Genomic DNA, 12,530 nt, shown 5'->3' on the forward strand with positions numbered 1-12,530 from the left:
CGGTGCCTTGACCGAGCAAGCGAACAAGCTGTGGCACGTGTCCAACGTGTTCACCAACGAACCGGCCCTGCGCCTGGCGCACAAGCTGATCGACGCCACGTTCGCCGAGCGCGTGTTCTTCTGCAACTCGGGCGCTGAAGCCAACGAGGCCGCGTTCAAGCTGGCCCGTCGCGTGGCGTTCGACCGTTTCGGCAGCGAAAAATACGAGATCATCGCCGCGCTCAACAGCTTCCACGGCCGTACCCTGTTCACCGTCAACGTCGGTGGCCAATCGAAGTACTCCGACGGTTTCGGTCCGAAAATCACCGGCATCACCCACGTTCCTTACAACGATCTGGCCGCGCTGAAAGCGGCGGTTTCCGATAAGACCTGTGCGGTCGTGCTCGAACCGATCCAGGGCGAGGGCGGCGTACTGCCGGCCGAACTGGCTTACCTGCAAGGTGCCCGCGAACTGTGCGACGCGCACAACGCGCTGTTGGTGTTTGACGAAGTGCAGACCGGCATGGGCCGTACCGGCCACCTGTTCGCCTACCAGCATTACGGCGTGACCCCTGACATCCTGACCAGCGCCAAGAGCCTGGGCGGTGGTTTCCCGATCGCCGCGATGCTGACCACCGAAGCGCTGGCCAAGCATCTGGTCGTCGGCACCCACGGCACCACTTACGGCGGCAACCCGCTGGCGTGCGCCGTCGCTGAAGCGGTGATCGACGTGATCAACACCCCTGAGGTGCTGAACGGCGTCAACGCCAAGCACGACAAGTTCAAGACCCGCCTGCAGCAGATCGGTGAGAAGTACGGCCTGTTCACTCAGGTGCGTGGCCTCGGTCTGTTGATCGGTTGCGTGCTGAGCGACGCCTGGAAAGGCAAGGCCAAGGACATCTTCAACGCCGCTGAAAAAGAAGGCCTGATGATTCTGCAGGCCGGCCCGGACGTGATCCGTTTCGCCCCGAGCCTGGTGGTGGAAGACGCCGATATCGACGCCGGTCTGGACCGCTTCGAACGCGCCGCAGCAGCATTGACGCAAGCCTGATAGACCCTTCGACGCCCGAGGATTTCGGGCGTCGATCAAAATTTTATGCCGGACCCGATCCACTGTAGGAGTGAGCCTGTGGTGAGGGGATTTATCCCCGATGGGCTGCGCAGCAGCCCCAAGCTTTTTGGGGCCGCTACGCGCCCCATCGGGGATAAATCCCCTCACCACAAGGTTCATTTCAATATTGATGTCTGTAGTGGCCCGGCTATTTCTTCAGTAAATTTTTATAAGAGAAAAGGAGTGACACCATGCTGGTGATGCGCCCTGCGCAAATGGCTGATCTGGGCGAGGTACAGCGTCTGGCTGCGGACAGCCCGATTGGTGTCACTTCCTTGCCGGATGACGTGGAACGTCTGAGCGACAAGATCGCCGCAAGCGAAGCCTCGTTTGCCGCCGAAGTGAGCTTCAACGGCGAGGAGAGCTACTTCTTCGTCCTCGAAGACACCGCCACCGGCAAACTGGTCGGCTGCTCGGCGATCGTTGCCTCGGCCGGTTACTCCGAGCCGTTCTACAGCTTCCGCAACGAGACCTTCGTCCACGCCTCCCGCGAGTTGAAGATCCACAACAAGATCCACGTGCTCTCGCAGTGCCACGACCTGACCGGCAACAGCTTGCTGACCAGCTTCTACGTGCAGCGCGAGCTGGTCGGTTCGCCGTGGTCTGAGCTCAACTCCCGTGGTCGCTTGCTGTTTGTCGCCAGCCACCCGGAGCGTTTCGCTGATTCGGTGGTGACCGAGATCGTCGGCTACAGCGACGAGAACGGCGACTCGCCATTCTGGGATGCCATCGGTCGCAACTTCTTCGACCTCAACTACGCCGAGGCCGAGCGTCTGTGTGGCCTGAAGAGCCGCACGTTCCTCGCCGAGCTGATGCCGCATTACCCGATCTACGTGCCGCTGCTGCCGGACTCCGCGCAAGAAGCGATGGGCCAGGTGCACCCGCGTGCGCAGATCACCTACGACATCCTGATGCGCGAAGGCTTCGAGACCGATCACTACATCGACATTTTCGACGGTGGCCCGACCCTGCATGCGCGTGTTTCGGGGATCCGTTCGATCGCCCAGAGCCGCGTGGTGCCGGTGAAGATCGGCGAGCCGGTCAAAGGCGCCGGGCGCCAGTATCTGGTGGCCAACGCGCAGTTGCAGGATTACCGCGCAGTGTTGCTGGAACTCGATTACGCGCCGGGCAAACCGGTGACCCTGGATCTGGAAGCAGCCGAAGCCCTGGGCGTCGGTGAAGGTGCCAGCGTGCGCCTGGTGGCGGTTTAACGCCTTAGCGAGTTTCACGGGTGGCGAAGGCGGCCCGTTTGAGGAGATAGCATGATTGTTCGTCCCGTACGCAGCAGCGATTTATCCGCGCTGATCGACCTGGCACGCAGCACCGGCACCGGCCTGACCACGTTGCCGGCCAACGAAGAACGCCTGACCCATCGGGTCGGCTGGGCCGAGAAGACCTTTCGCGGCGAAGCCGGCCGTGGCGATGCGGACTACCTGTTCGTGCTCGAAGACGACAACGGCCGGGTGGTGGGGATTTCCGCCATCGCCGGCGCGGTCGGTCTGCGTGAGCCGTGGTACAACTTCCGCGTCGGCCTGACCGTCAGCGCCTCGCAAGAGCTGAACATCTATCGCGAGATTCCGACGCTGTTCCTCGCCAACGACCTGACCGGCAACTCCGAGCTGTGCTCGCTGTTCCTGCACGCCGATTACCGCACCGGTCTGAACGGCCGCATGCTGTCCAAGGCGCGCATGCTGTTCATCGCTGAATTCCCCGAGCTGTTCGGCAACAAGATCATCGCCGAGATGCGTGGTGTCTCCGACGAGGCCGGTCGTTCGCCGTTCTGGGAAAGCCTCGGTCGGCACTTCTTCAAGATGGAATTCAGCCAGGCCGATTACCTGACCGGCGTCGGCAACAAGGCGTTCATCGCCGAACTGATGCCGAAATTCCCGCTGTACACCTGCTTCCTGTCGCCGGATGCGCGTAACGTCATCGGCCAGGTGCACCCGGACACCGAGCCGGCGCTGGCGATGCTCAAGAGCGAAGGTTTCAGCTATCAGGGCTACGTCGACATCTTCGACGCCGGCCCGGCCATCGAGTGTGAAACCAGCAAGATCCGTGCAGTCCGCGACAGCGAAGCGCTGGTGCTGGCGATCGGTACGCCGGGCGATGACGCCACGCCGTTCATCATCCATAACCGCAAGCGCGAAGACTGCCGCATCACGGCTGCGCCGGCCCGTCTGGCTGCCGGCACACTGGTGGTTGATCCGCAGACCGCCAAACGTCTTCAACTCAACGCCGGCGATCAAGTGCGTGCCGTGGCGTTGTCTGCTGCTCGGGAGTCGAAATAATGAATTCGCTATACATCGCAGGTGAATGGCTGGCCGGTCAGGGCGAAGCCTTTCAGTCGCTGAACCCGGTGACCCAGCAAGTGCTGTGGTCGGGGGAGGGCGCCACCGCCGCTCAGGTCGAGTCCGCCGTGCAAGCTGCGCGTCAGGCGTTTCCAGGCTGGGCGCGGCGTTCGCTGGACGAGCGCATCAGCGTGCTTGAAGCTTTCGCCGCCGCCCTGAAAAACCACAGCGACGAACTGGCCCGCACCATCGGTGAGGAAACCGGCAAGCCTCTGTGGGAAGCCGCGACTGAAGTCACCAGCATGGTCAACAAAATCGCGATTTCGGTGCAGAGCTACCGCGAGCGTACCGGCGAGAAGAGTGGCCCGCTGGGCGACGCCACCGCCGTGCTGCGCCACAAGCCACACGGTGTGGTGGCGGTGTTCGGCCCTTACAACTTCCCGGGCCACTTGCCGAACGGTCACATTGTGCCGGCGCTGCTGGCCGGTAACAGCGTGCTGTTCAAGCCAAGCGAACTGACGCCGAAAGTCGCCGAGCTGACGGTCAAGTGCTGGATCGAAGCCGGTCTGCCGGCCGGTGTATTGAACCTGCTGCAAGGCGCTCGCGAAACCGGCATCGCGCTGGCCGCGAACCCGGGCATCGACGGTTTGTTTTTCACTGGTTCCAGCCGCACCGGCAATCACCTGCATCAGCAATTCGCCGGGCGTCCGGACAAGATTCTTGCTTTGGAAATGGGCGGCAACAATCCGCTGGTGGTCGATCAGGTAGCTGATCTGGACGCGGCGGTTTACACGATCATTCAGTCGGCCTTCATCTCCGCCGGTCAGCGCTGCACCTGTGCGCGTCGTCTGCTGGTGCCGCAAGGCGCGTGGGGCGACAGCCTGCTCAAGCGTCTGGTGGAAGTCAGTGCGACCATCGAAGTCGGTGCGTTCGATCAACAGCCGGCACCGTTCATGGGCTCGGTGATCTCCCTTGGCGCGGCGAAAGCGCTGATGGATGCCCAGCAGCACCTGCTGGCCAATGGCGCGGTGTCGCTGCTGGCGATGACTCAGCCGCAAGCGCAATCGGCTTTGCTGACTCCGGGCATTCTCGATGTGAGCGCAGTCGCCGAGCGTCCGGACGAAGAACTGTTCGGCCCGTTGCTGCAGGTGATCCGCTACGCCGATTTCGCTGCGGCGATCAGCGAGGCCAACGACACCGCTTACGGTCTGGCGGCGGGCTTGCTGTCGGATTCCGAAGATCGTTATCAGCAATTCTGGCTGGAGAGCCGCGCCGGTATCGTCAACTGGAACAAACAGCTGACCGGTGCCGCGAGCAGCGCGCCGTTCGGCGGTGTCGGGGCTTCGGGCAACCATCGCGCCAGCGCCTACTACGCGGCAGATTACTGCGCGTACCCGGTGGCTTCGCTGGAAACGCCGAGCCTGGTGTTGCCGGCGACCCTGACGCCTGGCGTGAAAATGGTGTGATGCCAATCGCTGGCAAGCCAGCTCCCACAGGGTCGAAGGCGATCACACATTTTGTGTACGACGCAATCACTGTGGGAGCTGGCTTGCCAGCGATGGCCGCGACGCGGTCGCACTGAACAGTTAGTTACTGAAGCCTATAACAACAGATTCTCGTGGAGCCTCGCTGATGAAATCCTATGAAGTCAATTTTGACGGTCTAGTGGGGCCGACCCATAACTACGGTGGTCTGTCCTACGGCAACGTCGCGTCCCAGAGCAACAGCCAGCAATCCTCGAACCCGAAGGAAGCGGCGCTGCAAGGTCTGGCGAAAATGAAAGCGCTGATGGAAATGGGCTTTCAGCAAGGCGTGCTGGCGCCGCAGGAGCGTCCGGACGTGGCCGCGTTGCGCCGTCTGGGTTTCAGCGGCACCGACGCGCAAGTGATCGAGCGTGCAGCGAAAGAAGCCATGCCGTTGCTGGTCGCCAGTTGCTCGGCATCGAGCATGTGGGTGGCCAACGCCGCCACTGTCAGCCCGAGTGCCGACACCGCTGACGGTCGCGTGCATTTCACCGCCGCCAACCTCAACTGCAAATACCACCGCAGCATCGAACACCCGACCACCAGCCGCGTGCTCGGCGCGATGTTCGCCGATCAGCAACACTTCGCCCATCACGCCGCGTTGCCGGCGGTGGCGCAGTTCGGTGACGAAGGCGCGGCCAACCACACGCGTTTCTGCCGTGAGTACGGCGAGGCCGGTGTCGAGTTTTTCGTGTTCGGTCGCAGTGCGTTCGACACCCGTTACCCGGCGCCACAGAAGTACCCGGCGCGGCAGACCCTGGAAGCCTCGCAAGCGGTAGCGCGCCTGCACGGTCTGCGTGACGAAGGCGTGGTTTACGCGCAGCAGAACCCGGCGGTGATCGACCAGGGTGTGTTCCACAACGACGTGATCGCGGTGGGTAACGGCGAGGTGCTGTTCTATCACGAGGATGCGTTCCTCGACACCGAGCAGATGCTGGCCGAGTTGCAGGGCAAACTGGCCAAGGTCGGCGGCAAGTTCCAGTCGGTCTGTGTACCGCGTTCGGCGGTCTCCGTCGACGACGCGGTGCGCTCCTATCTGTTCAACAGCCAGTTGCTGTCGCGTCCTGACGGTTCGATGCTGCTGATCGTGCCGCAAGAGTGCCAGGCAAACGAGCGCGTGTGGAACTACCTGCAAGGTCTGACCAGTTCCGGCGGCCTGATCCGCGAAGTGAAAGTCTTCGACCTCAAGCAGAGCATGCAGAACGGCGGCGGTCCGGCGTGCCTGCGACTGCGCGTCGCGCTCAACGAAACCGAGCTGGCGGCCGTCAACCCAGGGGTTATCATGACGGCCCCGTTGTACGGTTCGTTGACCGCATGGGTTGAAAAGCACTACCGCGACCGCCTGAGCGAAACCGATCTGGCGGACCCGCAGTTGCTGCTTGAATGCCGGACGGCACTGGATGAACTGACGCAAATCCTTAAACTGGGCGCGGTTTATCCATTCCAGATCAATTGATGGCCGGCGCGTCGCCTGAACGCGGCGCGCGGCTTGTCTCCCCAAGAGAGTAAAAACATGAGCGATTCCCTGCAGCTGATCCTTGAAGACACCGACGGCACGCAACTGCAAACCTCGTGCACCCGCGTCGCGGTCATGTGGCAAGGCAAAGAGCTGTGGATCCAGCAGGACGGCCGTGGCCAACTGCTGATCGGCGTGGACGTCGAAGAAGGTGATGCCGAGTACGCCAACCTGCTGCTGCGCCCATTGGCGACTAATCTGGTAAGTCTGCAACTGGAAATGGAACCGGCCGAAGTCGGCGACGAAGACCACGTGCACGGCCCGGATTGCAACCACGATCACTAAGGAAACCGCTCTATGCTCGCCCTCGGCAAACTGCTTGAACTGACCCTCGCCGGCCGCGAACCGGCGGAGAAGACTCAACTGACTGTCGAAGGCGTGCGCATGCGCTGGTTGAGCGAGGGTGCGCTGGAAGTCCGGCCGCCCGAAGCGCGCGACAATGGTCTGGACCTGCTGCTGTCGGCAGGCATCCACGGCAACGAAACAGCGCCGATCGAACTGCTCGATCGGCTGCTGCATGACATCGCTCGCGGCGATCTGAAACCGCGGGCACGCATTCTGTTCCTGTTCGGCAACCCGGAAGCGATTCGCAAGGGCGAGCGCTTCGTCGAGCAGGACGTCAATCGGCTGTTCAACGGCCGGCATGAACAAACCAGCGGTTCCGAAGCCATCCGCGCCTGTGAGCTGGAACGGCTGGCGGCGAGTTTCTTCAGCCTGGCGGATCGTCAGCGCCTGCACTATGACCTGCACACGGCGATTCGTGGTTCGAAGATCGAGCAATTCGCGCTGTATCCGTGGAAAGAAGGTCGCCAGCATTCGCGCCGCGAACTGGCGCGTCTGCGTGCCGCCGGGATGGAAGCGGTGCTGCTGCAGAACAAGCCGTCGATCGTCTTCAGCTCCTACACCTACGACAAGCTCGGCGCCGAGGCTTTCACTCTGGAACTGGGCAAGGCGCGGCCGTTCGGGCAGAACGAAGGGGTGGACGTTTCACGCCTGGAAACCCGGCTGAAGCAGATCATCGAGGGCAATGAGCCGGATCTGGCTGAAGAGGGGCTGGATGGTTTGCAGCTGTTCAGCGTCGCCCGGGAAATCATCAAGCACAGCGATGCGTTCCGCCTGAATCTGCCGGTGGACATCGAAAACTTTTCCGAATTGGACGTGGGTTATCTGCTGGCCGAAGATCTGGCCAATACCCGCTGGATCATCGAGGAAGAGGGCGCGCGGATCATCTTCCCCAATCCCAAGGTCAAGAACGGCTTGCGTGCGGGCATCCTGATCGTGCCGGCCACTGACGAAAATCTCGCCTGAGTTCAACACCTATCCAATGTAGGAGTGAGCCTGCTCGCGATCGCAATGTGTCAGTCGCCATCGTGGTCGACTGATACTCCGCTATCGCGAGCAGGCTCACTCCTACAGGTTTGGTTTCGTGATCAGACGGCGACTGCACGTGGCTCTGTGCGACGCAGCGCACGAACCTTCTGCAGCGTGTCCGCGCAGGTTCTGGCCGCTTCCTGACCCTTGTGCACGAAGTGCTCGAAGAAGAATTTCTGATGTTCTTCACCGGCATGGAAGTGGTGCGGGGTCAGGGACACCGAGAACACCGGCACTTCGGTTTCCAGCTGCACCTGCATCAGGCCGCTGACCACCGACTGGGCAACGAACTCGTGACGGTAGATGCCGCCGTCGACGACCAGAGCAGCCGCGACGATACCGGCATAACGACCGGTTTTGGCCAGCAACTTGGCGTGCAGGGGCATTTCAAAGGCGCCGCCGACTTCAAAGAAATCAATGTCCGATTCCTGATAACCCTGAGCCAGCATTTCGGCGACGAAGCCCTTACGGCTCTGGTCGACGATTTCCTTGTGCCAGCAGGCCTGGATGAACGCGACGCGCTCGCCGTGAGGGTGTTTGCTTTTGCTGTCGATAGCGGTGGGTTGCATGTTCTGACTCCTGTTTGTGTGAAAAACAGGGCGTTATGAATCGAAAGGGATTCAAGGGTACGCACGAGCACACAAGCGCGCGGGCGGCCCTTTGGTGTCAATCCCGTTCTCTCTTCATCCGGACTATGACCGTCGGCCCCGGAATCACACCGGGTCTGCTGACCTTGCCGCCGATCACCGCCAATGCCGTGTCGTCGCCAAGCGCTCGCGGGCTATGCGCATTGCGCGCAATTACCGCCGGTGGGGAATTGCACCCCGCCCTGAGAACGTTTTTGCCGCCCTTTGTCGGGCGGCGCAGCGTTTTTATCACATATTTTCCGGCCTTGCACAGAACCCTGTGGGAGCGAGCCTGCTCGCGAAGGCGGTCTGTCAGTGACACATCTGCTGACTGACACACTGCTTTCGCGAGCAGGCTCGCTCCCACATGGATGGTGTGTTCTCAAGAAGTAATCTGACCTTTTTGCGTTCAAGGGTTGATTAATCGGCGCCATGACCGCAGTAATTCACCTTCGAAAAGGGATTTCCCCTGCTGACTCTGAGGCCAGGTTCATGAGCGTTATCGATCTTCGCAGCGACACCGTCACCCAACCGACTCCTGCCATGCTCGACGCGATGACTGCGGCGGCCACCGGTGATGACGTGTACGGCGAAGATCCGACGGTCAATCGTCTGGAGGCGGAACTGGCAAAACGCCTGGGCTTTGCCGCCGCGCTGTTCGTGCCGACCGGCACCATGAGCAACCTGCTGGGCCTGATGGCGCACTGCGAACGTGGCGACGAATACATCGTCGGCCAGCAGGCGCACACCTACAAGTACGAGGGCGGTGGTGCGGCGGTGCTCGGTTCGATCCAGCCGCAGCCGCTGGAAGTGCAGGCCGACGGTTCGCTTGATCTGGCTCAAGTGGCGGCGGCGATCAAGCCGGATGACTTCCACTTCGCCCGTACCCGTCTGCTGGCGCTGGAAAACACCGTGCAGGGCAAGGTGCTGCCGCTGGAGTATCTGGCCCGCGCGCGCCAATTCACGCAGGAGCACGGTCTGGCCCTGCATCTGGACGGCGCGCGGCTGTACAACGCGGCGGTCAAGCTCGGGGTGGATGCCCGCGAGATCACGCAACATTTCGATTCGGTGTCGGTGTGCCTGTCCAAGGGCCTCGGCGCGCCGGTGGGGTCGGTGTTGTGTGGCACTGAGCAACTGATCGGCAAGGCCCGGCGTCTGCGCAAAATGGTTGGCGGCGGCATGCGTCAGGCCGGGTTGCTGGCAGCGGCGGGGCTGTATGCGCTGGATCACCACGTCGAGCGCCTGGCGGATGACCATGCCAACGCACAGTTTTTGGCCGAAGGCTTGCGCGAGGCCGGGTTCAGCGTCGAGCCGGTGCAGACCAACATGGTTTACGTGCAAATGGGCGACCGTGCCGAAGCGCTCAAGGCGTTTGCCGCCGAACGCGGGATCAAGTTGAGCGCCGCGGCGCGCTTGCGCATGGTCACGCACATGGACGTCAGTCGCTCGCAAATCGAGCAAGTGATCGCGACATTCGTCGAGTTTTCGCGCAAGTGACAGCGTTAGCCGTCCAATTGACCGTTACTATCGTATAAACACGCTGTACCCCGCGCGAAGGGCCGATATAATGCGGCCCTTTGCCGTCGTTTCGTCTGTTGACGTTTCGTACAGGCCTTTGGCCGCAGCCTCCGTGGAAGAAGCTAATGAAAAGCGCAGAAATCCGTGAAGCCTTCCTTCGCTTCTTCGAAGAGCAAGGCCACACCCGTGTAGCCTCCAGCTCTTTGATTCCGGGCAACGACCCAACCCTGCTGTTCACCAACGCGGGGATGAACCAGTTCAAGGACTGCTTCCTGGGCCAGGAAAAGCGCGCGTACACCCGCGCAACCAGCAGCCAGAAGTGCGTGCGTGCCGGTGGCAAGAACAGCGACCTGGAAAACGTCGGTTATACCGCTCGTCACCACACATTCTTCGAAATGCTCGGTAACTTCAGCTTCGGTGACTATTTCAAGCACGACGCGATTACCTTCGCCTGGACCTTCCTGACCGGCGTTCTGAAACTGCCGAAGGAAAAACTCTGGGTCACCGTCTACGCCTCCGACGACGAAGCGTATGACATCTGGACCAAAGAAATCGGTGTGCCGGTCGAGCGCATGATCCGCATCGGCGACAACAAAGGCGCGCCGTACGCCTCCGACAACTTCTGGACCATGGGCGATACCGGCCCGTGCGGCCCATGCACCGAGATTTTCTACGATCACGGCGACCACATCTGGGGTGGCCCACCGGGTTCGCCGGAAGAAGACGGCGACCGTTACATCGAGATCTGGAACAACGTGTTCATGCAGTTCAACCGCACCGCCGATGGCGTGTTGCATCCGTTGCCAGCGCCGTCGGTCGACACCGGCATGGGCCTGGAGCGGATCAGTGCGGTGATGCAGCACGTCAATTCCAACTATGACATCGACCTGTTCAAGAACCTGCTCAAAGCCTCGGCTGAAGCCATCGGCTGCGAAAATGGCGATCAGTCGTCGCTCAAAGTGGTGTCCGACCACATCCGTTCGTGCGGTTTCCTGATCGCCGACGGCGTGCTGCCGTCCAACGAAGGCCGCGGCTACGTGCTGCGCCGGATCATTCGTCGCGCCTGCCGTCACGGCAACAAGCTGGGCGCTACCGGCAGCTTCTTCTACAAGATCGTCGCGGCGCTGGTCGCCGAGATGGGCGAAGCCTTCCCGGAACTGCAGAAGCAGCAGAGCAACATCGAGCGCGTACTGAAAGCCGAAGAAGAACAGTTCTCCAAGACCCTGGAGCACGGCCTGAAGATCCTCGAACAGGATCTGCTGGAACTCAAAGGCACCGTGGTGCCGGGCGACGTGGTGTTCAAACTCTACGACACCTACGGTTTCCCGATGGATCTGACCGCCGACATCGCTCGCGAGCGCGGTCTGACCGTCGACGAAGTCGGCTTCGAGCGTGAAATGGAAGCTCAGCGTGTGCGTGCGCGTTCGGCCAGCTCGTTCGGTCTGGACTACAACACCCTGGTCAAGGTTGATGTGGCCACTGAGTTCACCGGCTACAAAGACACCAGCGGTTCGGCAAAAATCGTCGCTATCTATAAAGATGGCCAGTCGGTCGACGTCTTGAATGAAGGCGAAGAGGCGGTAATCGTGCTGAACCAGACGCCGTTCTACGCTGAATCCGGCGGCCAGATCGGCGACTGCGGTTTCCTCCAGGCCGGTAACGCACGTTTCGACGTCCGTGACACCACCAAGACCGGCGGCGCCTTCCTGCACCACGGCGTGCTGGATTCCGGCAGCCTGACCGTCGGCGCGCCAGTGGAGACCCACGTCGATGCCGAGGTGCGCCACGCGACTTCGCTGAACCACTCGGCCACCCACTTGCTGCACGCTGCATTGCGTCAGGTGTTGGGCGAGCACGTTCAGCAGAAGGGTTCGTTGGTCGATAGCCAGCGTCTGCGCTTCGACTTCAGCCACTTTGAAGCGATCAAGCCTGAGCAGATCAAGGCGCTGGAAGACATCGTCAACGCCGAGATCCGCAAGAACTCCGCGGTTGAAACCGAAGAGACCGACATCGAGACCGCCAAGCAGAAAGGCGCGATGGCGCTGTTCGGCGAGAAGTACGGCGACAACGTGCGCGTGCTGAGCATGGGCGGTGACTTCTCCGTCGAGCTGTGTGGCGGTATCCACGCCAACCGTACCGGCGACATCGGCCTGCTGAAAATCATCAGCGAAGGCGGTGTGGCATCGGGCGTGCGTCGTATCGAGGCGGTCACCGGTGCTGCAGCACTGGCCTACTTGAACGCTGCTGAAGAACAACTCAAGGAAGCGGCCAACCTGGTCAAGGGCAGCCGCGACAATCTGATCGACAAGCTGTCGGCCGTGCTGGAGCGCAACCGCGCGCTGGAAAAGCAACTCGAGCAGTTGCAGGCCAAGGCCGCCAGCGCCGCGGGCGACGATCTGTCGAACTCGGCAGTCGACGTCAAAGGCGTGAAGGTGCTTGCCGCACGTCTGGACGGTCAGGACGGCAAGGCGCTGCTGGCGCTGGTCGATCAGCTGAAAAACAAACTCGGCCGCGCAGTGATCCTGCTCGGCAGTGTCCATGAGGAAAAGGTCGTACTGGTTGCAGGCGTAACCAAGGACCTGACTGGCCAACTCAAAG

10 protein-coding genes and 1 riboswitch are annotated in these 12,530 nt (G+C 61.6%); of the genes, 9 read left to right on the forward strand and 1 reads right to left on the reverse strand.

Features of this window, described 5'->3' with window-relative positions; all coding sequences use genetic code 11:
- The 7 genes from ACIOUG_RS22925 to astE form a co-directional block, all read left to right on the forward strand.
- On the forward strand, positions 1-1,030 hold a 1,030-nt coding region (locus tag ACIOUG_RS22925), incomplete at its 5' end, for an acetylornithine/succinyldiaminopimelate transaminase (RefSeq protein ID WP_401068868.1).
- Positions 1,031-1,281: 251 nt separating this feature from the next.
- Positions 1,282-2,301: an arginine/ornithine succinyltransferase subunit alpha gene (gene aruF / locus ACIOUG_RS22930; protein WP_401068870.1), complete on the forward strand. Its 1,020-nt coding sequence runs from the start codon at positions 1,282-1,284 to the stop codon at positions 2,299-2,301.
- A gap of 51 nt (positions 2,302-2,352) precedes the next feature.
- Positions 2,353-3,378, forward strand: a complete 1,026-nt coding sequence (gene astA, locus ACIOUG_RS22935) for an arginine N-succinyltransferase (protein ID WP_003227276.1) — start codon at positions 2,353-2,355, stop codon at positions 3,376-3,378.
- Positions 3,375-4,844, forward strand: coding sequence for a succinylglutamate-semialdehyde dehydrogenase (gene astD / locus ACIOUG_RS22940; RefSeq protein ID WP_401068881.1), 1,470 nt, complete (start codon positions 3,375-3,377; stop codon positions 4,842-4,844). The genes astA and astD overlap by 4 nt, the downstream gene beginning before the upstream one ends.
- Positions 4,845-5,010: 166 nt before the next feature.
- Positions 5,011-6,357: an N-succinylarginine dihydrolase gene (gene astB, locus ACIOUG_RS22945; RefSeq protein WP_401068872.1), complete on the forward strand. Its 1,347-nt coding sequence runs from the start codon at positions 5,011-5,013 to the stop codon at positions 6,355-6,357.
- A gap of 57 nt (positions 6,358-6,414) precedes the next feature.
- Complete coding sequence (locus ACIOUG_RS22950; RefSeq protein ID WP_096795018.1) at positions 6,415-6,702, forward strand: topoisomerase II; 288 nt, start codon at positions 6,415-6,417, stop codon at positions 6,700-6,702.
- Positions 6,703-6,714: 12 nt separating this feature from the next.
- On the forward strand, positions 6,715-7,725 hold the full coding sequence (gene astE, locus ACIOUG_RS22955; protein WP_401068874.1) for a succinylglutamate desuccinylase: 1,011 nt from the start codon (positions 6,715-6,717) through the stop codon (positions 7,723-7,725).
- 122 nt (positions 7,726-7,847) lie between these two features.
- Here the strand turns inward: astE and ACIOUG_RS22960 are convergent, their stop codons facing one another.
- Positions 7,848-8,357 (reverse strand): 6,7-dimethyl-8-ribityllumazine synthase, encoded by a 510-nt coding sequence (locus tag ACIOUG_RS22960; RefSeq protein WP_225136011.1) that lies wholly within the window; start codon positions 8,355-8,357, stop codon positions 7,848-7,850.
- A gap of 101 nt (positions 8,358-8,458) precedes the next feature.
- A riboswitch (FMN riboswitch) is annotated at positions 8,459-8,629 on the reverse strand.
- A gap of 277 nt (positions 8,630-8,906) precedes the next feature.
- On the opposite strand from ACIOUG_RS22960, the gene ltaE reads away from it, so the two are divergent.
- Together ltaE and alaS are read left to right on the forward strand one after the other, a co-directional pair.
- Complete coding sequence (gene ltaE, locus ACIOUG_RS22965) at positions 8,907-9,911, forward strand: low-specificity L-threonine aldolase (protein WP_401068877.1); 1,005 nt, start codon at positions 8,907-8,909, stop codon at positions 9,909-9,911.
- A 146-nt stretch (positions 9,912-10,057) separates the two neighbouring features.
- The coding region (gene alaS, locus ACIOUG_RS22970; RefSeq protein WP_401068879.1) for an alanine--tRNA ligase at positions 10,058-12,530 on the forward strand (2,473 nt) is incomplete at its 3' end.

This window comes from Pseudomonas sp. NPDC087803 (genome assembly GCF_044742995.1).
Lineage (GTDB): Bacteria > Pseudomonadota > Gammaproteobacteria > Pseudomonadales > Pseudomonadaceae > Aquipseudomonas.